This is a genomic window from Caballeronia sp. INML3B (genome assembly GCF_023631305.1).
In the GTDB taxonomy this organism is placed as follows: domain Bacteria; phylum Pseudomonadota; class Gammaproteobacteria; order Burkholderiales; family Burkholderiaceae; genus Caballeronia; species Caballeronia turbans.
Map to the genome: position 1 here is coordinate 244,448 of NZ_JALQDI010000003.1, position 23,749 is coordinate 268,196.

Consider the following 23,749-nt stretch of genomic DNA (forward strand, 5'->3'; position numbering starts at 1 on the left):
GTATGCGGCGTGCATGCCTGTCGTCGACTGACGAACAGGAGAGAGCGCCGCAATGAACACTTCCGATCTCGAAGGCGCCACGCTCGACTATTGGGTCGCGCGCGGACTGCACGAATTCATCCGAGAAATTCATTTCACCGACAGCGGAGAGACGCTTTCCATACGCGGCAACGACCGCGGCAAACCGTGGGACGGACGTTTCCTGCCGTCGACGTCGTGGGACGCGGCGGCCGTCGTTCTGGAGCGCGCCTGCAAACTCGAGATGCACGATCACGGGCGCGGCGAGGTGATCTGCACCGTGAGCTTCGGCAAGGACGGCAAGCCTGTGGAAGGGCGGGGCGCGTCGTTGCGCATCGCGCTGCTGCGCGCCTTTGTCCGGCACGCATTCGGCGATACCGTCGACGATGAGTTCCTGCGCCGTTCGCAGACTTTGCTCGGCACGCGGGCGGAGCCGATCGGGGAATCGAGCGCGGTGGCGTCGGTGGAGGATGTGCCGAGGCCTGAGTTGCATATCGGCGATATCGGCTCTGTACCGCGGCAATAGACGACTTTCTAGCTTCGCGGCAAACAAAAAGGGCCTTCCGTATGGAAGGCCCTTCGAAAGATGGCGCGGCTGGCAGGATTCGAACCCACGACCCCTTGGTTCGTAGCCAAGTACTCTATCCAACTGAGCTACAGCCGCACGCAAAACGGTACTGCTTAAACTGCACTGCGCTTCTGGTTAAGCGCTTGATCTTTTCATCGAGCGGCGCGACCGCCGAACGTGAAAACAGCAGAATAGGTGGCGCGGCTGGCAGGATTCGAACCCACGACCCCTTGGTTCGTAGCCAAGTACTCTATCCAACTGAGCTACAGCCGCACGCAGAAGCGGAATTATAGCCAAGCCTGTTCCGAAATGGAAGGGGTTTTGGCCAATCTATCGAATTATCTATCAGCGTGCTTTCTACGAAAGGGGCTTCCGGCGTGGTAAGTTGCTGAGTGGAAAGCCAAGTCCCTTACGAAATTCGACATCATCCGGCATCGAGCAGCATCATGAACAAGGCATTTGTGAAAGAGTCGGATGACACCGACGACGACCTCGAACTCGGCCATCCGGACGTTCCGGCGGGCACGAAGAACTACATCACGCCGGCGGGACACAAGCGGCTGCGCGACGAACTTCTGCAGCTTCTGGATACGGAGCGCCCGGAAGTGGTCAAGCTCGTCTCCTGGGCCGCTTCCAACGGGGATCGCTCGGAGAACGGCGACTACATCTACGGCAAGCGGCGGCTGCGCGAGATCGATCGCCGCATCCGCTTTCTGACGAAGCGCCTGGATCTGGCGGAAGTCGTGGACAGCAGCAAGCAGGAGAACGTGGATCAGGTGTTCTTCGGCGCGACGGTCGATTACGCGGGCGGAGACGGCGATGTGAAGACGGTGACGATCGTCGGCGTGGACGAGGTGAATCTGGAGGTCGGCTATGTGAGCTGGATCTCGCCGGTCGCGCGGGCGCTGTTGAAGGCGAAGATCGGCGACACGGTCGCGCTGCATACGCCGGCGGGCGTGCAGCAGATCGACATTCTGGATGTGCGGTATCCGCATTGATCTGAAGTCGGCGTACAGACAAAAAAAGCCGCTCCGAAGAGCGGCTTTTCTACAGCAGGACTGCCTGTGAAGCTTAGAAGCGGTGACGCATGCCAACCGTAGCCGAAACCTGGTTGCCGTTCGACGACATGCCCACGCCGTTGATCACAGCACCGATCGGCAGGCCGTCCTGGTCGGTCATGTGCTGGTATTCGCCTTGCAGGTACACGTCGGTACGCTTCGACAGCGCGTACGCCGTTTGCAGGCTGACCTGGTGGAACTTCGGCTTCTCGCCGTCGATACGGCTGTCGGTGTAGGTGTAAGCACCCGCGATCGACAGAGCCGGCGTCAGGTTGTAGCGGCCGTTGACTTCGTAGTTGGTGAAGCGAACGTGGCCGTCGGTCAAGTTGATCGAGCCAGCGCCTTGCGAGCCGACGTTGGTGATCGACGAAGCGTTGTCCAGCATCGTCTGCGTGAACACGAAGCCGACCGTTGCCGGGCCGAACGCGTAGTTCAGGCCACCGCCGAAGATGCGCTGACGGCCAGCGACGAACGGTGTGTTGTCGGTCGTGATCGCGCCGCCGACGTTGTTGGTCGGCGAGCCGACGTTGTTCAGCTGCATGTACGCGGCCGCAACGTTCAACGGACCGTAGTTGTACGACGCGCCGACGCTGTATGCACGGTTATCCGCAAAGCCGCCTGCTTCGTTCGAGAAGCCGTACATCGCGCCCAGCTTGAAGCCGGCGTAGTTCGCGCTCGTGTACTTGACCGAGTTGTTGACGCGGAACGTGTTGTCGAGGTTGTCGTTGTCGAACGGGTGGGCGAACTGCGTGCCGCCGTATTGCGTGCCCGTCAGAGCCAGAGGTCCGAGGTAGTCAACGACGGAGTCATATTGACGGCCCAGGGTCACCGCGCCGAACTGGTTGCTCGACAGACCGACGAATGCCTGACGGCCGAACTCGCGACCACCTTGGCCATTCGTGCCGTTCATGATGTTGAAGCCGTTCTCCAACGTGAAGATCGCCTTCAGGCCGCCGCCGAGGTCTTCGGAACCACGCAGGCCCCAACGGCTACCGTTCACGGAACCGCTCGTCGCCTTCCAGTTGCTGTGGCCTTGCTGGTTGTTCGTGTAGGTGATGCCCGCATCGATCAGGCCATACAGCGTGACGCTGCTTTGCGCGTGGGCGGCGGTAGCAAAAACGCCCGTCAGGGCAGCGACCATAAGAGTCTTTTTCATCTTTGTTACTCCGAGAGCAGATTGGGCCGGGGACCCAGGCTTTGAGGAAACCTCGCTCCGGCGCGCTGCGAGAGGCGCGGGCGGATGAGCAATGCATCGAGATGCGATACATTTGTTTCCGGACCAGACGAAGTGTAAAGACGGCGTTACAGGCGGGGCCTTCCAATTTCCACAATAAACCATTGTTGATGCGGCAATGATCGCCGCGGCGTATATTTTTCTTTATATACAATGATTTATCGGCGAATAAAGTCGTGCGGGCGAAGGTGTCAACCAAACGACGTTGCGCTTGCGCGACATGATTCGTGACAGTAAATAACGGAAAATTTCTAAAACGGGATTGTTGAGATATTTGAAACAGAAGTTTGCGAGTTTTGCGGGTAATTAATGCGGGCCGCATCGCTATACTGTCGTTTCTGCTTTCCGAAGCAGACTTTTTCGTTGACGGAAAAGATCTCCAAACTTTGTCAGCGCGACTTCCCGGTCGCGCTTTTTTTTTGCTCGATCGAGTCGGGCGCCGTCGTTCGTGAGAAGGTCGCTGTGAGGCGGCGTCGCCCGGTCCTTCACCACGTGGTGCGTTGCATCCATGGGCGACGAGAGGAGGTCCTGCCAGTGATCGCCATGCCGGGCGGGATTTTAATCAAGCGACGAACGCATCTCAGCCGCCTCTGTGATCGAGGGCGCGGCAAGCGATCTCAACCATTGCGCGAATCGACCCAGTTAAATATTGTTGGTCGCCTCCGTTACATTCAACCGGTGAGTCAGTTTCATGTTGCTTAACGCTGGAGGATCGGGCAAGACGAGCAAACATTTACGAATCGAATAATCCTGTTCGATTGCATTTGGCCAGTCCATGTACGGTGAAATATTGTCCGAGAAACTGGGAGTGCGGATATTGCTCGACAATCCTTTTCAAGGATCTTGTTTCGAGTACGACGTGATATCTACTGAGGAGCGGATGATTTAGTTTATGCCGAAACTGCGCTGAAAATTATTCAGTTCTAATAGCCGGATTTTCGTTCTGCCGAGCCCAAAACCCGCGAGCGGCGAACACTACTCGCGACAGCCGTCCGGCGTGGCGCCAAGCCCGGCACCGGTGCGCCCGAGTGTCCCGCCGCGATGCCTGAACTTGCAGCGCCGATCGGATCAATCCACTTTGCTCGTAAAAGATCGGCTTTTGTTAATCAGCAAATGCCTTTACGGGTTATCCGCTATTGCGACAAAAATAAATCAGCGCGTGCTTAATAATAAAAGACTGACGGGCCGCAGTTTTATAGAGCTCCTTCGCTTCAAATCAACGCATCGCCGCAAGTAAGCCGCGAAGCAGCTTCCCTGAGCCAAGCCCGCCAACCTGTGCTGCGTTAGAATGGGCAATCCCGCCAACGCTCCAGGCCAGAGCCGCCACCGTCGTCCACGATGCATCCCGAACTGCCCACGAGTCTTGCCTTTCCCTCCGAGCCCATCGTCTTTGTCGATCTTGAAACGACCGGCGCAACGTTCGGCGTGGACCGCATCACCGAAATCGGCATCGTGGAAGTGGGGCCATTGGGCGTTTCGCAATGGACATCGCTGGTCAATCCGCAAAGGCCGATTCCCGCGTTCGTGCAGCAGTTGACCGGAATCACCGACGCGATGGTGCGCGATGCCCCGACGTTCGAACAACTCGCATCCGGTCTGCTCGAGCGGTTGAATGGCCGGCTCTTCGTCGCGCATAACGCGCACTTTGACCACGGCTTCCTCAAGGGCGAATTCAGGCGCATGGGGCTTCGCTTCGCACCCGACGTGCTCTGCACGGTGCAGCTTTCCCGCGCGGTCTATCCGGCGCAAAGCCGTCACGGACTCGATGCGCTCATCGAGCGTCACGCGCTCGTGCCTTCGGCGCGGCACCGAGCGCTCGCCGACGCCGATCTGCTCTGGCAATTCTGGCAACATCTGCATCGCGCGAACGCGCCGGATGCCATGCGCGCGCACCTCGAACGCGTGACGCGCCGATTCCAGCTCGCGGCGCATATCGACGAAGACACGATCGAGCAGATCGCCGCGGGTTGCGGCGTCTACATGTTCTATGGCGACGACGACACGCCGCTCTATGCCGGCAGAAGCGTGCGATTGCGGCAGCGCGTGCGCTCGCATCTCGTCGGGCCGCGGCGCTCGGCAAAAGATCTGCGGCTGGCGGCGCTCGTGCGCCGCCTCGAGTGGAGGGCGACGGGCGGCGAAATCGGCGCGCTGCTGGCCGAGGCGCAATGGATCGCAAACGCGCGTCCGGCGCATAATCGCCCGCTGAAATCGCGTCCGGGCGATGTTCGCGGCGCGTCGTGGCCTTACACGGGCGCGATCGCCATCGAAGAACGCGACGAAGCGTCGGGGCAACGCGCATGGCATGTCATCGACAACTGGTGCTATCTCGGCACCATCGACGCGCTCGGCCAGGCTGGCGCACTGCACGCGAGCGTCGATTCGCCCGCATTCGAGCTGTCGACCTATCGCATCTTGAGCGAGCGTCTCGCGCGCGGGCTCGTCGTGACGCCGCTCGCCTGCGCAACGCTCGCGTCCACAGTCTGACGCGCGATCACCCGACCGCGCCCACGCCGCCCGACGCGCATACGTGCGAAAGCGCGCGCATGAGCGGGGCGTTCATCGACGAGTTGTAGCGCGTCAAATGCTTCCATCGCGCGACGCTCTCGGCGAGTCGCACCGGGCAGTCCTCCGCATGACGAATCGGCTCGACATGCGCAAGCGCCGACATGAGCGATTGCGTGAGCCGATCCAGCTTCGGTCGCGTCTCGTTGACGAGATCGGGCGGCGACGCTTCCGGCGCCGCCTTCAGCGCGCGCCAGTTGGCGAAGAGTGCGTTCTGTACATCCTTGCTGGCTTCGATCTGATCGCGGAAAAACTGCCGCGCGAATTCAGGATCGACTTGCGCGGCCGACGCCTTTTCCTCGACGTGTTTGAGCAACGCCTCTTCGCGCGGCGCGTCAGTGATCGGCTCGTGATGGGCCCACTTCCAGCGCGCGACCGGTTCCGCGAGCGCGAGCCGTTGCGAGACGAGCGCGATGACGTTGGTGAAGGGTGTGTCGTCGCCGTCCGCGTGAACGGACGCGGGCGCGGCGAGTGCGAGCACGCAGGTAACTGCGGCAAAGGCGAGGAGGGATGAATTCGATCGGCGGCGCATCGGTATGCGGGCAAAGGCGCGGGCAAAAGCGCGGGCAAAAGCGCCAGAATAGCGCAGCGCCTTCGCATCGGAATGAGCGCAGCCTACTGACGGGAAAGGATTCGACGAGTCGCAACGCACGACGCGCCTGAATGCGGTCATGAACGAGGGGCGCGAGGCGTCCTGGCTTCAGCCACGTCCGGACCGGATGGTCCGAGTGCGCCGCGCGCAGCGGGCGTCGTTCTCACGACGACGGCGTGATCAGCCTGTTCGCCTATTTCGACTGCGCCGATTTGCGCTGTTCGTCGAAGAACGCGCGCACGTGTTCGGGCAATTCGGTCGCGAGAAACTCGACGCCAACCGGCTCCGGATCCGGACAATGCACCGTGTCGGGCGTCGGGATTTTGGTCGGTTTTGCGTCCATGTTTTCTCTCCTCGGTGACTACGACATTTGCAACAACTTGGTCGATGCGGTTTTTGCGCCGCCGCATGCGACATGAAAACGGGTCTCTCTATAAATGCGTTATCGGATCGCAGCCGCTTCGGCTTGAGCCGGTTAAGCAGATTCATTGTTTGCGCATGACCGTTCGTTAGAACGGGTCAAAGCGGTAATTCTTTGCCTTCCTTCTGCCGAATCCGACGCAAAAGATACAGCTTTCCCTATTGGTCATGACCGCCTCGGAGGCCACGTCCAGCATGGCTCGACGTGGAGCAGCCAACCGTGTACTTAAACTTTAGCTTTTCCTCTATGGATATAACGATACCGGGAAACCAGCGTTGACGCTTGATGGTGCGGGGCGGAAAATGGCTTGTTGTTGTACGAAAGCGCACATATAGGGCAAATCAGGTGCTCAGAGCGGCAGCTTGTGAAATCGATGAAGCCGATTTCGATTCCTGTCGCAATACTGTGTACGAACTCGGCGGCTGTTGCAAAAGCGGGAAAACACGTCGCTGAATCGCGGAGCAAATCGCAAGCACGAAGCACAAAAGCAAAAACCCGCGATCACTTGCGTGACCGCGGGTTTTTGATATTGCTGAATCTTGTTGGTGCCGGAAAGAGGAATCGAACCCCCGACCTTCGCATTACGAATGCGCTGCTCTACCGTCTGAGCTATTCCGGCATCAGAGAAACAAGATTATAGCGACCACATTCTCGATTTGGCAATACCCTGAATCAATTTTTGTTTTCGAGATGGTAGCGGGTCACGCGATCCACCTCGCTCTTCGAGCCGAGGAACACGGCCACGCGTTGATGCAGGCTCGTGGGAACGATATCGAGGATGCGTTCCTCGCCATTGGTCGCGGCGCCGCCGGCCTGCTCGACGATGAACGACATGGGGTTCGCTTCGTACATGAGGCGCAGCTTGCCGGGTTTCCACGGATCGCGCTTGTCGGCGGGATACATGAAGATGCCGCCCCGATTCAGGATACGGTGCACGTCCGCGACCATCGATGCAATCCAGCGCATGTTGAAGTCTTCTTTGCGCGCGCCGTCCTTGCCGGCATTCAGTTCGTCGACATAACGCTGCACCGGCTCGTACCAGTGCCGGCTGTTCGACGCGTTGATGGCGTATTCGCGCGTCTCGACCGGGATCGTCATGTCGCGCTGGGTGAGCACCCACGAACCGAGTTCGCGATCGAGCGTGAAGCAGTTCACGCCGTGGCCGGTCGTCAGCACGAGCACCGTCTGCGGGCCGTACACCGCATAACCCGCCGCGACCTGCTGCGATCCCGGCTGCATGAACGCCTGCTCGGTCGGCTCGACGCCGTCCGGGCAACGCAGCACCGAGAAAATCGTGCCGATCGATACATTGACATCGATGTTCGACGAGCCATCGAGCGGATCGAACGTCAGCAGATAATTGCCCTTCGGATAGCGATTCGGAATCGGGAAGATTTTTTCCATTTCTTCCGATGCCATCGCGGCAAGGTTGCCGCCCCATTCATTGGCTTCGAGCAGGATTTCGTTCGAGAGCACGTCGAGATTCTTCTGCACTTCGCCCTGAACGTTCTCGCTGCCGGCCGAGCCGAGCGCCTCGCCCAGCGCGCCCTTGCTCACGTGATAACTGATCTGCTTGCACGCGCGCGCGACGACTTCGATCAAGAGACGCAGGTCGGCCGGCAGGTTCTGGTGTTCACGCTGCTGTTCGATGAGGTATTTCGATAGCGTGGTGCGGCTGGAGATGGAGGACATGCTTGGGCTCCGTGAGCGTTAGACGAATATTCACGATTCTAACCGCTCGCCCCGGCCACTCCATGTGACAGCGACGGCCGCGCGAAAACATCGCGCGGCCGTCGCTACACAGCGAAAGGCTACGATGACACGGCGCTCAAGCCGCGAGCGCCTTCTCGACCACCTCGCGCACGTCGCGCGATTTCGCCTTCGACGCGACTTCGCTCAACGCCGCGTGCATCTTCTCGCGCAACTGCGGCGTAAAGCGTCGCCACAGTTCGAGTCCGCGTGCGAGACGCGCCGCGACCTGCGGATTGAGCGCGTCGAGCGCGATCACCTGCTCTGCCCAGAACGCGTAGCCGGAACCGTCGGCGGCGTGGAACTGCGCCGGGTTGCCGCTGCAGAAGCTGAAGATCAGCGAGCGTGCGCGATTCGGGTTCTTGATGTTGAACGCCTGATGCTGCATCAGCTTGCGCACGATCTCGATCACCTTGCGATCCGGGCCGCCGCGCTGCGTCGCCTGAAGCGCGAACCACTTGTCGATGACGAGCGCCTCGTTCTCGAAACGTCGATAGAAGTCCGCAAGCGCCGCGTCCGCGACGCTCGGGTTCGCGCCCTTCGTCGCGCTGGCGAGCAGCAGCGCGGAGAGCGCCGCCGAGCGGTCCGTCATGTTGTTTGCGGCATCGTATTGCGCCTGCGCGAGCTTGACGGCTTCGCGCGGATCGTCGAGCTGGCTCAGATAGGCGAGCGAGAGATTCTTCAGCCCGCGCTTGCCGGCATCCTCGGGCAGCGGGCGATATTCGCCCGGTGTGCGATTCGCTTCATACGTCGCGAGCCACTTGTCGCGCAATTGCGACGCGAGACGGCGGCTCATGAAGACGCGCGCCGCGTGCACGGCGGCCGGATCCGACACGGCCATCTGCTCGGCGAGATAGCTTTCCGACGGCAACATCAACGCGAGTTCGCGGAAGGCGGGCGTGAGCGTGGTGTCCTCGAGGACGCGGGCGAATGCCGCGATCACCTGATCGTCGATGGCAAGCTGCTCGCCCTTGGCCGCGCGCCCGGCAAGCGCGAGCAGCTCGCGCGTGGCGAGACGCTGGCCGGCTTCCCAGCGGTTGAACGGATCGCTGTCGTGCGCGAGCAGGAACGCGAGCTCGTCGTTCGTATAGTCGTATTCGACGATCACCGGCGCCGAGAAATTGCGCAGAAGCGACGGCAGCGGCTTCTCGTTCACGTCGACGAAAGTAAAGGTCTGCTCGCGCTCCGTGAATTCGAGCACGCGCGTCGTGCCGTTCGGCTCTTTCTCGCCTTCGAGACGCAGCGGCAAATCCGCGCCGTTCTGCCCGATCAGACCGACCGAGAACGGAATGAGCAGCGGACCTTTCTGGGTGGCGCGCGCCGCTTCGGATGCGTCGCCGTAACCTTGCGTGAGCGTCAGCGTGTAGCGCTTGTTCGCCGCGTCGTGGTTCGCGCGGACCGACACGCGGGGCGTGCCCGCCTGGCTGTACCAGCGCTCGAACTGCGCAAGATCGCGATGGTTCGCGTCGGCGAGCGCCTGACGGAAGTCGTCGCAGGTCACGGCCTGGCCGTCGAACCGCTGGAAATAGAGATCCATGCCGCGCCGGAAACCGTCGCGGCCGAAGAGCGTCTGGTACATCCGCACGACTTCCGAGCCTTTCTCGTAGACGGTCATCGTGTAGAAGTTGTTGATTTCGACGTAGCTTTCCGGGCGCACCGGATGCGCCATCGGGCCGGCGTCCTCGGCGAACTGCATCTGACGCAGCACGCGCACGTCCTCGATCCGCTTGGTCGCACGCGCCGCGGCGCTCGCCGCGCCTTCGGCATCGCCTGCGGCCATGTCGGCCGAGAATTCCTGATCGCGGAACACCGTGAGGCCTTCCTTCAGGCTGAGCTGGAACCAGTCGCGACAGGTCACGCGATTGCCCGTCCAGTTATGGAAGTACTCGTGACCGACCACCGCCTCGATATTCGAGAAGTCCGTGTCCGTCGCGGTTTCGGGATTCGCGAGCACATACTTCGTATTGAAGATGTTGAGACCCTTGTTCTCCATCGCGCCCATGTTGAAGTCGCTCACCGCGACGATCATGAAGCGGTCCAGATCCAGCTCCAGCCCGAAGCGCTTTTCGTCCCAGCGGATCGAGTTGATGAGCGAGTCCATCGCGTGGCGGGTTTTGTCGAGGTCTTGCGGCTCGACCCAGACCTGCAGCAGCTTTTCCTTTCCCGATCCGGACCGGATGCGCTCCTCGATGCACACGAGCTTGCCCGCGACGAGCGCGAACAGGTAGCTCGGCTTCTTGAACGGGTCTTCCCATTTGGCAAAGTGGCGGCCATCGGGCAGATCGCCTTCCTCGATCAGATTGCCGTTCGACAGCAGCACCGGATAAGCAGTCTTGTCGGCGCGCAGCGTGACGACGTAGGTGGCCATCACGTCGGGGCGATCGAGGAAGTAGGTGATGCGGCGAAAGCCTTCTGCTTCGCACTGCGTGAAGAAGTTGCCGCTGGAAACATACAGCCCGGAGAGCGTCGTGTTCTCCGCCGGATTGCAGATGCTCTCGATGCTGAGCTCGAACGCATCCGCTGGAATATTGCCGATGGACAGTCCGTTTTCGTGGACACGGACATCCGCGTGCGCGACGCCGTCGATCGCCGCGCTCACGAATTCGAGCTGTTCGCCCATCAATTCGAGCCGCGACGCGTCGCCGTGGGCGTCGGGGTTGCGGCGCAGTTTCATCGTATTCTTGACGACCGTGCGTGCCGGCACGAGATCGAACTCGAGCGCGACGGAGTCGATCAGGAAGGCGGGCGGCGTGTAGTCCTGGCGGCGAATCACAGCGGATGCGGTCGTGGTAGACATGGCAAGATCTTCATGTTTGGATTGAACGGCGGGGGCGTCGGGCGTGTGTGCTTTCGAGCACCAACGCGTGCGCGCCTGGTCGAATCATTGTACAAGCCGTCCGGAGATCGCGAATCGGGCGGCGCAGCGCGTCGTGGACCCCACAAAACAGGACGCCGCCGTGCAAGCCGCGGCGGTGCTATCTATGACTGGGAAGGGTGCCGAACGAAGTGAGGATGACCATGAATGTTCCGATCAGGACGCTCGCCAGATGGGCGGCGCTGATATTGATGGCGATGTGGCTCACGGGCTGCACGACCTACGTCCAGACGCAGGTCACCGCGTTCTCCGACTGGAGCGGCAGCGACTCGGCGCGCACGTATGCGTTCGCGCGCAAGGGCGAGCAGCAAAACAGCATCGAGCAGACGACCTACGAGACGCTCGTCGCGAGCGAGCTCTCGAAATACAACTTCCGGCAAGTGCCGGAGGCGAGCGCGAACTATCAGGTCGCGCTCGCCTATTCGGTTCGCGGCGACATGATGACCGTGCGCCAGCCGGTCTACTACGATCCGTGGCCGATGTACGGCGCCTGGGGCGGTCCGTTCGGGGGCGGACCGTGGGGGCCGTGGGGGCCGTACGGACCATGGGGCCCGGCGGGTTACGTCGACCAGAGCTATCCGATCTACATCCACGCGCTGCAAATCCGCATGAACGATCGCAAGACCGGTCGCGAGACCTACAAGGTGACGGCGGTCAACTCGACCGGCGACCCTTCGCTCTATCAGGCGATGCCCTACCTCGTGCGCAGCGCGCTCGCGAATTTCCCGCTCGGCAACGGCACGGTTCGCACGGTGACGCTGCCGGTCGACCAGCATGGCGGCATCTCCAACGAAACGGCGGCAGCCGGCTCGAACGAACGCAGCGCGGCGCCCGCGCCCGCAAACAAGGCCGTCGATTGATCGAGAGGCGAATGCGACGGCCACGCGCCGTCGCAACGTCGAAGATCGCATCGGAAAATATTGCCGCGACGTGTGGCGGCTCGGTGCTGCTCACGATGTCAGCGAAAGTTTCAGAATCGCCCGTCAGCCTTGACCAAACAGGGAATCATCGCCTCGATGCTGGGCCGCAATATATGCAGCTTCGGCGAATTAGCGATATATTTCCGGGATGACAAAATCGTGTCCGCCCGATCCTAAAACCGTTCCCGAGCCCACCACATGGGACGCGCGGCTCGCACGCCGCCTCGTCACGCCGCTCGTCGGCACGCCGGTAACGCCCAATCACCTGACCACGCTGCGCCTCGTTATCGGTCTGGCCGGGGCGTACTATTTGTCGCTCGGCCAGTTCTGGATGTGCACGCTAGGCGCGCTCCTGATCGCACTGTCGAATCTCGTCGATCACACCGACGGCGAACTCGCGCGCATCAGCGGACAGTCCAGCAAGATCGGCCACTTCTACGACCTCGCGTGCGACGCGCTCGTGACCGTGTTGCTGTTTCTCGGCATCGGGTTTTATGTCGCCGTGCACCATCCGTCGATGATCGTGCCCGCGCAATGGCTCGGCGGCATTGCGGGCGTGGCGGTCGCGCTGATCTTTTTTCTGCGCATGCGTGTCGAGTCGATGGTCGGCAAGTCCGGCACGAAGCAGGCGTCGATGGGCGGATTCGAAACGGAAGACGTGTTGTATCTGCTGCCGGTCGTGACCATCCTGAATGGCATGACGCCGTTTCTGGTCGCGTCGGCGATCGGCGCGCCGCTCTTCGCCATTTATGTGGCGGTGGACTATCAGCGCGTGACCGCGCAGTTGAAACGCCGTGCGCAGGCCACCCACGCAAAAGACGACAAAGATTTTCAGGCGGTGAGATGAGCGATACGGCAACTCCGGACAGCACGCTGACGCAACCGGCGCATGGGGCTGCGGCGACCCGCCCGTCGAAGCGCGACATCGATTCGACCATGAACGCGCGGCTCGCCGCGCTGCAAACGCCGAAGCTGCGCGACGAATACGGCCAGCAAGGCTCGTTTCTCTACATCGAAGATTTTTTGCCGCGCGACTACACGGAGCGGCTGATTGCCGCCGTGCATGACGTGATGCCGTCCGTGAACCGCAACTATCTGCCGGGTCACAAGGCGGGCGGAAGCGTGAGCCGCCATACGCTCGACAAGCTCGCGCCGTTCATCGCGGATTTGTATCGTTCGGAAGCGCTCATCAGGTGGCTGGAGACGATCACCGGCGACAAGCTGCAACTTTCGCCGGAAGACGATCCGCACGCCTACGCGCTGTACTTCTACACACGTCCGGGCGACCACATCGGCTGGCATTACGACACGTCGTATTACGACGGCCGGCGCTACACGCTCCTGCTCGGCGTGATCGACGATTCGTCCTGCAAGCTCGACTACGAACTGCACACGAAGACGCCCGGGGTTCCGGATCAGCCGGGCTCTGTGCAGTATCCGCCCGGCGCGTTCGTGTTCTTCGATGGCGACAAGCTGCGCCATCGCGTCACGCCGCTCGGCGAGAACGAGATGCGCGTGTCGCTCACGTTCGAGTACGTGACGAATCCCACCATGCGCCCGTTCCAGCGCTTCATCTCGAACATGAAGGACTCGATCGCGTATTTCGGGTTCAGGCAGGTCTTTCGCCGCAAGGGCGGCACGAACGGACAGGCATGAGCCGCGCCGGCACATTCCTGCTGTCGGTCGGCGTGGTGCTGTTCATCGCGCTGCTCGGCTGGCAAGGCTTCGGCTCCGTTGCATCGACGCTTGCCGCGGCGGGCTGGGGGCTGGTCGCGGTCGCGGCCTTTCACTTCGTGCCGCTCGTCATCGATGCCGTCGCGATCAGCGTGCTCTTCGCCGACCGTCAGCGCGACGTGTCACTGCTCGACGCCTTGCTCGCGCGCTGGGCCGGCGAATCGGTAAACAGCCTGATGCCCGCAGGCCAGATCGGCGGGCCGATGCTGATGGTCCGCTATCTCGCGCAGCGCGGCATGCGCGCGCGAGACGCGGCCGCGGTCATCACCGTCAGCACGACGATGCAGACCGTCGCGCAACTGATCTTCGCGCTGATCGGCGTCGTCCTGCTGACGGGTTATGCGGCGGGCGGCTCGTCGTCGACCGTGACGATCGCGGTGCTGTCGGTGATCGGCGTGATCGGCCTCATGATCTTCGGTTTCTATCTCGCGCAGCGGCGCGGTCTCTTCGGCCGCGCGATGCGCTTCGCGTCGGGCATCGCCGCGAAATTCTCGGCCAAACGCGACTGGTCGTCGCTCGTGACGCGCGCCGAAGCCGTCGATGCCGCCGTGCACGAGATGTATCGCGAGCGCGGCAAGGTGGCGTCGAGCTTCGGGTTGAGTTTCATCGGCTGGATCGTCGGCACGGGCGAAGTGTGGCTCGCGCTGCATCTGCTCGGCCATCCGGTCGGCTGGACGGAAGCGCTGCTGCTGGAAAGTCTCGGCCAGGCGATCCGCGGCGCGGCCTTCGCGATTCCCGGCTCGCTCGGCGTGCAGGAAGGCGGCTATCTGCTGCTCGCGCGTCTGGTCGGCCTGCCGCCCGAGGCGGCGCTCGCGCTGTCGCTCGCCAAGCGCGCGCGCGAACTGCTGCTCGGCGTGCCGGGCATCGTCTATCTGCATTTCGTTGAAAAAGGCTGGCAGCGCCGCCGTCTCGCGCGCGTGCCGGATATCGACTGACCCACCCACGAAGGGAACCAAGCATGCGCGCAATTATTCTTGCGGCCGGGATGGGCTTGCGCCTCGTTCAGCCCGAAGGCCAGCAAAAGCCGAAATGTCTGCTCCGTTTTGGCGATGCATCGCTGCTCGAACGTCATCTGCACTTTTTGAAAGCCGCCGGCGTCGATGAAGTCGTCTTCGTGACCGGCTTCAAGAGCGAGCAGATCGAAGCGGAGCTCGCATCCATCGACTGGAAGCCGAAGACCGAGATCGTCGTCAACGAGGAATTCACGCTCGGCAGCGTGCTATCCGTGCATACCGCGCGCGACGCGATGACGCGCGGCGGCGATGTCCTGCTGATGGACGCCGACGTGCTCTACGACGAACGCATCTTCGATCCGCTCGTCGCGGGCGGCGCGGTGAATCGCCTGCTGATCGATCGCGACTTCGAAGCCGGCGACGAACCGGTGAAGCTGTGCGTCGAGAATGGCGTGCCGGTCGAACTGCGCAAGCAGGTCGCGGCGGGTCTGAAGTACGACACCATCGGCGAATCGGTGGGCTTCTTCCGCTTCGACGAGAAAGCGGCCACGCGCCTCGCCGAAATCTGCGCCGATTATGTGGCGACGGGCCGTGCGAAGATGCCGCACGAAGAAGCGGTGCGCGACCTGTTGCTGGAAAAGTCCCACGTGTTCGATATCGCCGACGTGACCGGCGCACCGTGGATCGAAATCGATTTTCAGAACGACGTGAAGCGCGCGGCCGATGAAGTGCTGCCGCAGTTGAACGCGCTGCGTCAGTTTGCAGGAGCCTCTCAACAATGAACGCACCCGGAAACATTCCCGTCGGCTATTCGCGCACCATGCGCCTGCGCGAGATGCTGCAAAGCAATCGCCTCGAATTTTTGATGGAGGCGCACAACGGCATTTCGGCGCGCATCGCGAAGGAAGCCGGCTTCAAGGCGATCTGGGGCTCGGGCCTGTCGATCTCCGCGCAGTTCGGCGTGCGCGACAACAACGAAGCGAGCTGGACGCAGGTCGTCGACAACCTCGAATTCATGGCCGACGCCAGCGATCTGCCGATCCTGCTCGACGGGGACACCGGCTACGGCAACTTCAACAACGTGCGCCGTCTCGTGAGGAAGCTGGAGCAGCGCGGCATCGCGGGCGTGTGCATCGAGGACAAGCAGTTTCCGAAGACCAACAGCTTCATCAACGGCGAAGCGCAGCCGCTCGCCGACATCGACGAGTTCTGCGGCAAGATCAAGGCCGGCAAGGATTCGCAGAGCGATCCGAACTTTTCGATCGTCGCGCGCGTGGAAGCGCTGATCGCCGGCTGGGGGATGGAAGAAGCGCTCAAGCGCGCCGAGGCGTATCGCCTGGCGGGCGCGGACGCGATCCTGATCCACAGCAAGCTGTCGAAGCCCGACGAGATTCTGACCTTCGCGCGCGAGTGGGCGGGCCGCGGTCCGCTCGTCATCGTGCCGACGAAGTACTACAGCACGCCGACCGACGCGTTCCGTCAGGCCGGTATCAGCTGCGTGATCTGGGCGAACCATCTGATCCGCGGCGCCGTATCCGCGATGCAGGCGATCGCGAAGGAAATCCACGACAGCGAGACGCTCGTGAACGTGGAAGACCGCATCGCGTCGGTGAACGAGATCTTCCGTCTGCAGGACGCCGACGAGTATTCGGCTGCCGAAAACATCTACCTGAGCGCGGCCAACGAAAAGCGCAGCGCGATCGTGCTCGCGGCGAGCCGGGGCGCGGGCCTCGAGGCGCTGACCGAAGCGCGTCCGAAGGTGATGCTGCCAGTCGCCGGCAAGCCGCTTCTGCGGCATCTCGTCGAGGCGTTCAAGAAGGAAAGCATCAACGACATCACCGTGGTCGGCGGTTATCGGGCCGATGCGATCGAGAAGGGCGGCATCCGTCTCGTCGTCAACGAGCGCCATGACACCACGGGCGAGCTCGCATCGCTCGCGTGCGCCGTCGGGCACATGAACGGCGACACCGTGATCTCCTACGGCGACCTGCTGTTTCGCAGCTACATCCTGCGCGACCTGACCGAATCGGACAGCGATTTCTGCGTGGTCGTCGATTCGTCGCAGGCGCCGGAGGCGGGCGCCGCCGCGACCGATTTTGCGTACTGCTCGACCGCCGACGACCGCGCGCTGTTCGGCCAGAAAGTGTGGCTCGACGGCGTGGTCGGCGCGGGGCAGGCGCTCACGGACGGCCGCGCGCCGCAAGGCCGCTGGATGGGCCTCATCAAGGTGCGCGCCGGCGCGCGCGAACGCCTGCTCGCGACGCTCGGCACGCTGCAACAGCGCCCGGATTTCGACAAGCTCGACATGGCCGCGCTGCTCAACGCGCTGATCGCCGCGGGGCAGAAGATCGAAGTGCAATACGTGCACGGCCACTGGCGCGGCGTCAACGACCTCGACGATTTCCGTCGCGCGGGCGATTTCGCCCACGGGCAGAGCCCCATCGGCTCGGAAGGAACGGAGAACGCCCGTGATTGAGGCCGCCCAGTTCGTCGAGGCCGCGCGCGAGCGCGGTTTCGACTGGTACGCGGGCGTGCCTTGCTCGTTTCTCACGCCCTTTATCAATTACGTGTTGCAGGACGAATCGCTGCACTATGTGTCGGCGGCGAACGAGGGCGATGCGGTCGCGCTGATCGCGGGGGTCGAACTGGGCGCAAGTCGCAAGCGCAGAGGCATCGCGATGATGCAGAACTCCGGCCTCGGCAATGCGGTGAGCCCGCTGACGTCGCTAACATGGACGTTCCGTCTGCCGCAATTGCTGATCGTCACATGGCGCGGCCAGCCGGGCGTTCATGACGAGCCGCAGCACGCGCTGATGGGCCCGATCACCCCGCAGATGCTCGAGACGATGGAGATTCCGTGGGAGCTGTTCCCGACGGAAGCCGACCAGATCGGCCCGGCGCTCGATCGCGCGACGCAGTACATGGACAGCACCGGCCGCCCGTATGCGCTCGTCATGCAGAAGGGCAGCGTCGCGCCTTTCGAATTGAAGAACACGGGTTTGTCGGGCGTGCGCGTCAACGCGCATCCCGCAACGGTGGAGCGCTTCGAAGGCGAGCGCGTGACGCGCCACGAGGCATTGCGCCAGGTCATCGCCAACACGCCGAAGGATTCGACGGTCGTGCTCGCATCGACCGGCTTCTGCGGCCGCGAGCTCTACGCGATCGACGACCGCGAGAACCAGCTCTATCTCGTCGGCTCGATGGGCTGTGTCACGCCGATGGCGCTCGGCCTTGCGCTCTCGCGTCCCGACCTGCGCGTCGTCGCGCTCGACGGCGACGGCGCGGCGCTCATGCGCATGGGCGTCTTCGCGACGCTCGGCGCGTACGGTCCGTCGAATCTGGTTCACCTGCTGCTCGATAATGGCGCGCACGAATCGACGGGCGGCCAGGCGACGGTTTCGCGCGCAGTCGATTTTGCATCGATCGCGTCGGCGTGCGGCTACGCGCTCGCGCTCGACGGTGACGATATCGGCGTGATCGATCGTCTTTTCGATGCGAAAGATGTGAACGGCGCGCGTTTCGCGCGTCTGTCGATCAGGACGGGCACGCCGGGCGATTTGCCGCGCCCGAAGATCACGCCCGAGGACGTGCGTGCGCGCTTGCAACAACACATTGGAGGCCGTTGATGCTGCTGCTCAATCCCGGTCCTGTCACGCTGAGCGAACGCGTGCGCAAGAGCCTGCTGCAAACCGACTTGTGCCATCGCGAGCCGGAGTTTTTCGACTTGCAGGATGAGGCGCGCAAGCGTCTCGTCGCCGCTTACGAACTCGATCCGTCCGTCTGGAGCGCCGTGCTGATGACGGGTTCGGGCACCGCCGCGGTCGAAAGCATGATCGCCGGTCTCGTGCCGGAAGGCGGGCGCTTGCTCGTCGTCGAAAACGGCGTGTATGGCGATCGCATCGCGCAGATCGCAAAGCAATACGGCATCGACTACGAGGTCGCCAAATACGAGTGGATGCAGGCGCCGGATATCGACGCGATCATCGCGCTGCTCGACAGCAAGCCGTTCACGAACGTCGCGATCATCCATCACGAAACGACCACCGGCCGCCTGAACGCGATCGATCAGTTGTCCCGCGCGTGCAAGGATCGCGGCCTCGGCCTGCTGCTCGACGCGGTGAGCAGCTTCGGCGCCGAAGCGATCGACTTCGACGGCGGCGGCATCGCCGCGATCGCCGCGACCGCGAACAAGTGCCTGCACGGCGTGCCGGGCGCGGCGTTCGTCATCGCGCGCCGCGATGCGCTGGCGAAGTCGGCGAGCCGCAACTACTACCTCGGCATCGCGCGTCTCGCAAAGTTGCAGGACGAGCGCAATACGCCGTTCACGCCGTCGGTGCATGCGTATTACGCGCTCGTCGAAGCGTTGCGCGAGTTCGAAGAGGAAGGCGGCTGGCGCGCGCGTCACGCGCGGTATGCAAAGCTCGCGGAGCAGGTCCGCTCGGGACTGGCTGCGCTCGGCATCGACAGCGCGTTGTCGCCCGAGGAGTCGTCGGTCGTGCTGCGGGCGTACCGGCTGCCTGCGGGCGTCACGTACGACAAGCTGCACGATGCGCTCAAGGCGAAAGGCTTCGTGATCTATGCGGGGCAGGGCGGGTTGTCGAAGGAACTGTTCCGTATTTCGACGATGGGCGCGGTCGATGCCAACGACATGGACCGGCTGATCTCGTCGTTCGTCGAGTTGCTGCGCTGAGTCGCGAGCCGCTCACTGCTTGCAAAAAATCGCCGTAATGAAGGGCGCGACGTGGTGCACATCCGCGTCGCTGCCCGCGGCGCGCACCTGCTGTTCGACCTCTTTATCGCCCCCCCACACGACCGCGCCGTAAGCGGAATCGGCGATCGGCTCGCCCTTGCCGGGCCTGAAGATCGGGTCGTCCTTCTGGTAGGCGACGACCACATAGACCTTGAAGCCATAAGCCGTCAGCGTCGCGCCTTTCACGGGCTTGAACGCGTTGACGGAGTTCGGCTCCACGCGCATCGGCCTGGTTTCCAGCAGTCCGTCTCGCTGCAACGGCGCGACGAAATCATGCGCGGTCGATTTGCAGTCGAGTTGCGCATCGATCGGCTTCGCATGCGCGAGCGCACCGACCGACGCGAGCGTCACGGTCAGCGCGATTCGGGAGGTTCGGGCGACGTGCTTCATGTTGACACGATGTTCAGGACAGCTTGCACTTTAACGAGATTGCAATAAATCTGCACGAAACATCGAGCGAATCGTCGTGGCGCGTGGTCGATCCAACGAAAAAGCGGCCCGCAGGCCGCTCATCGGATGAAGCGTCGAGGGCGCGTCAGGCCGCCAGCTCCAGCTTCGCCGTGTTGCGCGTGTCGCGCGAATGCACGCGCTTGCCGGCCGCGTAGGTTTCGAACACCGCGCGATCGTCGCCGAGCAGCGCGAACGCGAACAGCAGTTCTTCCAGCGATTCCGTGCGTGAGGTGCGGCGCGCGAGCAGCGGCGTCGCGTTCGGATCGAGCACGACGAAGTCCGCTTCGCTGCCGGGGCGAAGCGTGCCGATCCTGTCGTCGAGTTCGAGCACTTGTGCGGCGCCCGTCGTGGCGAGCCAGAACATGCGCGTCGCGGTCAGATGATGGCCGGTCAGGCGCGCGACCTTGTGCGCTTCGTTCATCGTCTGCAGCATGGAGAACGATGTGCCGCCGCCCACGTCCGTCGCGAGCGCCACGGGCATGTTCGACGCGCCCGCCTTCTCGAAGTCGAACAGGCCGCTGCCGAGGAACAGATTCGATGTCGGGCAGTGCGATGCCACCGCGCCCGTTTCCGCCATGCGCTCGCGATCGCGGTCATCGAGATAAATGCAGTGGCCGTACACCGCCCGGCGACGCAAGAGTCCGTAGTGATCGTAAATGTCGAGATAGCTGCGATGCCCCGGAAAGAGGCTCTCGACCCATTTGATCTCATCCGTGTTTTCCGCGACGTGGCTCTGGATGAACACGTCCTGATGCTGCTGCGCGAGCGCGCCGCACGCTTCGAGTTGCGCTTGCGTCGATGTCGGCGCGAAACGCGGCGTCAGCGCGTAATGCTGACGGCCGCGGCCATGCCAGCGCGCGATGAGTTCCGCGCTGTCGTCGTAGCCGGATTGCGCCGTGTCGCGCAGAAACTCGGGGCAGTTGCGATCCATCAGCACCTTGCCCGCGACCATGCGCAGATTGCGCGCCTCGCTTTCGGTGAAGAACGCATCGGCGGATTGCTTGTGCACCGTGCAGTAGACGAGCGCCGTCGTCGTGCCGCAGGCGAGCAGTTCGTCGATGAAAAAGCTCGCCGTTTCACGCGCGACCGCCGGATTCTCGAAGCCGCGCTCCGTCGGAAACGTGTACGTGTTGAGCCACGGCAGCAGCCCCGGCGCGGGCGACGCGATCATGTCCGTCTGCGGATAGTGAATGTGCGAGTCGATGAAACCCGGCGCGATCAGTTTGTCGCGCATGGTGTGGACGGTCGCGTCGGGGCTGAGCCGCTCGCGCAGCGACGCATACGCGCCTGCCGCGACCACTTTGCCGTCCTCGACGATCAGAAGGCCATCGGCCTCGTAGACCGCGCCGTCAGCGGCATGCGCGGGATCTTCCCGAAAGGTCAGCAACTGGGCGCGGTAGGCGGTTTGAGTCATGATGCAACGTCTCCGTTTCTGGGTTTAAAGCTGTGAAAGCAGCACTAGAGAAAAGGCAGCGATGATCCACATCGCCGGCTTGATTTCCTTCGCGCGCCCCGTGGCCGACTTCAGCACGACGAACGCGAGAAAGCCGTACGCGACGCCATCGGTGATCGAGTAGGTCAGCGGGATCAGGATCATCGCGAGGAACGCGGGAATGGCTTCATCGAAGCGATGCCATTCGATCTGCGTGATCGCTTCCATCATGAACACGCCGACGAGCACGAGCGCGGGCGCGGTCGCGATCGCCGGAACGAGCGACAGGAGCGGCGAGAGAAACAGGAAGGGCAAAAAGCACAGGCCCGCGACGACGGCGACGAGGCCCGTGCGCCCGCCCGCAGAAATGCCTGCCGCCGATTCGATATACGCGTTCGCCGGGCTCGTGCCGAGCGGCGCGGAAACGAGCGCGGCGAAGGAATCGACCATCATCGACTGGCGGATGTTGCGCGGATTGCCGTCCGAGTCGTAAAGCTTGCCGGCTTCGGATATCGCCATGAACGTGGAGAGCGCGTCGAAGAACGACGTGAACAGCATCACGAAGATGAACGGCCAGTAGACGACCTTCAGCGAGCCGACGAGATCGAGCTGGCCGATCGCGGAAAAATCCGGCGCGGCGAACAAGCCGTTCCAGTTGACGAGCGTCTTCGTGGCGATCGCGGCGGGCCAGTATGCGGTGCCGTCGCCCCAGAAGCGGCCGATCGGAATCGAGATGACGGTCGTGAACACGATGCCGAGCATCAGCGCGCCGGTGACCTTGCGGGCGACGAGAATCGTCGTGACCGCGAGACCGATCAGGAACGTGATGACGACGGGATTCAGCGACGCCGAATGCACGATCGTCACCGGGTCGCCGACGACGAACTTCGCGTTCACGAGGCCGATGAGGCTGATGAACAGACCGATGCCGCACGACACCGCGTGCCGCAGATTCGCGGGAATCGCATCGACGACGAGCTTGCGCGCGTTGAACACCGCGAGCACCGCGAAGATCACGCCGGACCAGAACACGCAGCCGAGCGCGGTTTGCCACGGCATTTTGCCGCCGTGAACCATGACGAACGCGAAGAGCGCGTTCATGCCCATGCCGGGCGCGACGAGCACCGGATTGCGCGCGTAGAGGCCCATCGCGCAACTGCCGAGAAAGCTGACGATGACGGTCGCCGTCAGCGCGGCCGGAAACGGCACGCCCGCCGCCGACAAAATGCCCGGATTGACGACGATGATGTACATCGCCGTGAGGAACGTCGTGATGCCCGCGACGATTTCCGTCTTCGTGCGCGAGCCCGCGGCGCGAATGCCGAAGAAGCGCTCGAGCGCGGTCGCGTCGCGTTGTGGAGTTGTTGCTGTGGTTTCCATGCTTGTTCTTTACTGCTTCCAGTGCTGATCCAGGCGCGCGACCATTGCGTCGCGTTCTTCTTCGGTGACGAACGAGGCTTCCAGGCTGTTCTTCAACAGCGTGTAGACCTCGTGATCGGTGAGCTTCAGCGCGTCGACGATCGCGAAGTAATTCGCGTTGACGTAGCCACCGAAGTACGCGGGATCGTCGGAGTTGATCATCACCGCGACGCCTTGGTCCAGCAGGTCTTTCAGCGTGTGCTTCGTCATGTCGTCGAACACGCAGAGCTTGATGTTCGAGAGCGGGCACACGGTCAGTGCGATGCGCGCATCCGCGAGACGCGCGACGAGCGCCGCGTCCTCGATGCTGCGCACGCCGTGATCGACGCGATCCACCTTCAGCAGATCGAGCGCTTCATAGACATACGAGGGCGGCCCTTCCTCGCCCGCATGCGCGACGAGCTTCAGGCCGCGCTCACGCGCCTTCGCGAACACGCGCTCGAACTTCGAGGGCGGATGCCCGCGCTCCGACGAATCCAGCCCGACACCGATCAGCCGATGCGCGTACTTGTCGAACAGCGGCAATGCGCTTTCATAGGTCGCGAGCGCGTCCTCTTCAGAAAGATGGCGCAGGAAACAGAGAATCAGCTTGCTCGAAAGACCGCGCTTCTCACCTTCGGCGAGTGCGGCCTCGATGCCCGCGACGGCCGTTTCGATCGATACGCCGCGTTCCGTGTGCGTCTGCGGATCGAAGAAGATTTCCGCGTGCGCGACGTGGTCCGCGAGCGCGCGCTCGACATACGCCATCGTCATGTCGTAGAAATCCTGCTCGGTGAGCAGCACGCTCGCGCCCGCGTAGTAGATGTCGAGGAACGATTGCAGGTCGGTGAACGCGTAGGCGGCGCGCAGCGCCTCGATCGAGTCGTACGCGAGCTTCACGTTGTTGCGCTTCGCGAGCGCGAAAATGAGCTCGGGTTCGAGCGACCCTTCGATATGGATATGCAGCTCGGCTTTCGGCGCGCGTGCAATCTTGTCGGCGAGTGTGGGATTCATGTGGGCTTTGTTGTGATGGGG

General features: G+C 62.7%; 20 protein-coding genes and 3 tRNA genes. 11 read left to right on the forward strand and 12 right to left on the reverse strand.

The window, feature by feature from the left end; all coding sequences use genetic code 11:
- Nucleotides 1-52: 52 nt before the first annotated feature.
- Nucleotides 53-544 carry a phage protein NinX family protein gene (locus NCS58_RS04365; RefSeq protein ID WP_250476427.1) on the forward strand — a complete coding sequence of 164 codons (492 nt, stop codon included), beginning with the start codon at nucleotides 53-55 and terminating at the stop codon, nucleotides 542-544.
- Nucleotides 545-605: 61 nt separating this feature from the next.
- Here the strand turns inward: NCS58_RS04365 and NCS58_RS04370 are convergent.
- Nucleotides 606-682, reverse strand: a tRNA-Arg gene (locus tag NCS58_RS04370).
- 100 nt (nucleotides 683-782) lie between these two features.
- A tRNA-Arg gene (locus NCS58_RS04375) sits at nucleotides 783-859 on the reverse strand.
- Nucleotides 860-1,032: 173 nt separating this feature from the next.
- On the opposite strand from NCS58_RS04375, the gene greB reads away from it, so the two are divergent.
- Entirely contained in the window at nucleotides 1,033-1,584 is a 552-nt protein-coding gene (gene greB / locus NCS58_RS04380) for a transcription elongation factor GreB (protein ID WP_250537955.1), read from the forward strand.
- A 73-nt stretch (nucleotides 1,585-1,657) separates the two neighbouring features.
- On the opposite strand, the gene NCS58_RS04385 is transcribed toward greB, so the two are convergent.
- A complete protein-coding gene (locus tag NCS58_RS04385) occupies nucleotides 1,658-2,800 on the reverse strand; it encodes a porin (protein ID WP_250537956.1) in 1,143 nt (380 codons plus the stop codon).
- 1,416 nt (nucleotides 2,801-4,216) lie between these two features.
- Here NCS58_RS04385 and NCS58_RS04390 point away from each other — a divergent pair.
- Nucleotides 4,217-5,362 carry an exonuclease domain-containing protein gene (locus NCS58_RS04390; RefSeq protein WP_250537957.1) on the forward strand — a complete coding sequence of 382 codons (1,146 nt, stop codon included), beginning with the start codon at nucleotides 4,217-4,219 and terminating at the stop codon, nucleotides 5,360-5,362.
- Between the two features lie 7 nt (nucleotides 5,363-5,369).
- Here the strand turns inward: NCS58_RS04390 and NCS58_RS04395 are convergent, their stop codons facing one another.
- The 5 genes from NCS58_RS04395 to pepN all read right to left on the reverse strand — a co-directional run bounded on the left by NCS58_RS04395 (nucleotide 5,370) and on the right by pepN (nucleotide 10,999).
- Nucleotides 5,370-5,972 carry a chorismate mutase gene (locus tag NCS58_RS04395; RefSeq protein WP_061118855.1) on the reverse strand — a complete coding sequence of 201 codons (603 nt, stop codon included), beginning with the start codon at nucleotides 5,970-5,972 and terminating at the stop codon, nucleotides 5,370-5,372.
- A 253-nt stretch (nucleotides 5,973-6,225) separates the two neighbouring features.
- Nucleotides 6,226-6,375, reverse strand: coding sequence for a hypothetical protein (locus NCS58_RS04400; protein WP_250476429.1), 150 nt, complete (start codon nucleotides 6,373-6,375; stop codon nucleotides 6,226-6,228).
- A 621-nt stretch (nucleotides 6,376-6,996) separates the two neighbouring features.
- Nucleotides 6,997-7,072, reverse strand: a tRNA-Thr gene (locus tag NCS58_RS04405).
- Nucleotides 7,073-7,125: 53 nt separating this feature from the next.
- Complete coding sequence (locus tag NCS58_RS04410; RefSeq protein ID WP_250537958.1) at nucleotides 7,126-8,145, reverse strand: class 1 fructose-bisphosphatase; 1,020 nt, start codon at nucleotides 8,143-8,145, stop codon at nucleotides 7,126-7,128.
- A 136-nt stretch (nucleotides 8,146-8,281) separates the two neighbouring features.
- Nucleotides 8,282-10,999, reverse strand: a complete 2,718-nt coding sequence (pepN, locus tag NCS58_RS04415; RefSeq protein WP_250537959.1) for an aminopeptidase N — start codon at nucleotides 10,997-10,999, stop codon at nucleotides 8,282-8,284.
- Between the two features lie 221 nt (nucleotides 11,000-11,220).
- Between pepN and NCS58_RS04420 the strand changes: the two genes are divergently transcribed.
- The 8 genes from NCS58_RS04420 (at nucleotide 11,221) to NCS58_RS04455 (ending at nucleotide 19,374) form a co-directional block, all read left to right on the forward strand.
- On the forward strand, nucleotides 11,221-11,937 hold the full coding sequence (locus NCS58_RS04420; protein ID WP_250537989.1) for a DUF4136 domain-containing protein: 717 nt from the start codon (nucleotides 11,221-11,223) through the stop codon (nucleotides 11,935-11,937).
- Between the two features lie 208 nt (nucleotides 11,938-12,145).
- Complete coding sequence (locus NCS58_RS04425) at nucleotides 12,146-12,844, forward strand: CDP-alcohol phosphatidyltransferase family protein (protein WP_061118858.1); 699 nt, start codon at nucleotides 12,146-12,148, stop codon at nucleotides 12,842-12,844.
- On the forward strand, nucleotides 12,841-13,653 hold the full coding sequence (locus NCS58_RS04430) for a 2OG-Fe(II) oxygenase (protein WP_250537960.1): 813 nt from the start codon (nucleotides 12,841-12,843) through the stop codon (nucleotides 13,651-13,653). The genes NCS58_RS04425 and NCS58_RS04430 overlap by 4 nt, the downstream gene beginning before the upstream one ends.
- Nucleotides 13,650-14,666: a flippase-like domain-containing protein gene (locus NCS58_RS04435; protein WP_250476431.1), complete on the forward strand. Its 1,017-nt coding sequence runs from the start codon at nucleotides 13,650-13,652 to the stop codon at nucleotides 14,664-14,666. Before NCS58_RS04430 ends, NCS58_RS04435 begins: the two co-directional genes overlap by 4 nt.
- A gap of 23 nt (nucleotides 14,667-14,689) precedes the next feature.
- Complete coding sequence (locus NCS58_RS04440) at nucleotides 14,690-15,466, forward strand: NTP transferase domain-containing protein (RefSeq protein WP_061118861.1); 777 nt, start codon at nucleotides 14,690-14,692, stop codon at nucleotides 15,464-15,466.
- On the forward strand, nucleotides 15,463-17,160 hold the full coding sequence (gene aepX, locus NCS58_RS04445; protein WP_061118862.1) for a phosphoenolpyruvate mutase: 1,698 nt from the start codon (nucleotides 15,463-15,465) through the stop codon (nucleotides 17,158-17,160). Before NCS58_RS04440 ends, aepX begins: the two co-directional genes overlap by 4 nt.
- Complete coding sequence (gene aepY, locus NCS58_RS04450; protein WP_061118863.1) at nucleotides 17,153-18,310, forward strand: phosphonopyruvate decarboxylase; 1,158 nt, start codon at nucleotides 17,153-17,155, stop codon at nucleotides 18,308-18,310. Before aepX ends, aepY begins: the two co-directional genes overlap by 8 nt.
- A complete protein-coding gene (locus NCS58_RS04455) occupies nucleotides 18,310-19,374 on the forward strand; it encodes a 2-aminoethylphosphonate aminotransferase (protein WP_250537961.1) in 1,065 nt (354 codons plus the stop codon). Before aepY ends, NCS58_RS04455 begins: the two co-directional genes overlap by 1 nt.
- Nucleotides 19,375-19,386: 12 nt before the next feature.
- Here the strand turns inward: NCS58_RS04455 and NCS58_RS04460 are convergent, their stop codons facing one another.
- From NCS58_RS04460 to NCS58_RS04475, 4 genes are all read right to left on the reverse strand, one after another.
- Nucleotides 19,387-19,824, reverse strand: coding sequence for a hypothetical protein (locus tag NCS58_RS04460; RefSeq protein ID WP_250537962.1), 438 nt, complete (start codon nucleotides 19,822-19,824; stop codon nucleotides 19,387-19,389).
- A gap of 145 nt (nucleotides 19,825-19,969) precedes the next feature.
- Nucleotides 19,970-21,298 (reverse strand): guanine deaminase, encoded by a 1,329-nt coding sequence (gene guaD / locus NCS58_RS04465; RefSeq protein ID WP_061118866.1) that lies wholly within the window; start codon nucleotides 21,296-21,298, stop codon nucleotides 19,970-19,972.
- Nucleotides 21,299-21,322: 24 nt separating this feature from the next.
- Nucleotides 21,323-22,696, reverse strand: coding sequence for an NCS2 family permease (locus tag NCS58_RS04470; RefSeq protein ID WP_061118867.1), 1,374 nt, complete (start codon nucleotides 22,694-22,696; stop codon nucleotides 21,323-21,325).
- Nucleotides 22,697-22,705: 9 nt separating this feature from the next.
- On the reverse strand, nucleotides 22,706-23,728 hold the full coding sequence (locus tag NCS58_RS04475) for an adenosine deaminase (RefSeq protein WP_250537963.1): 1,023 nt from the start codon (nucleotides 23,726-23,728) through the stop codon (nucleotides 22,706-22,708).
- Nucleotides 23,729-23,749 lie beyond the last annotated feature (21 nt).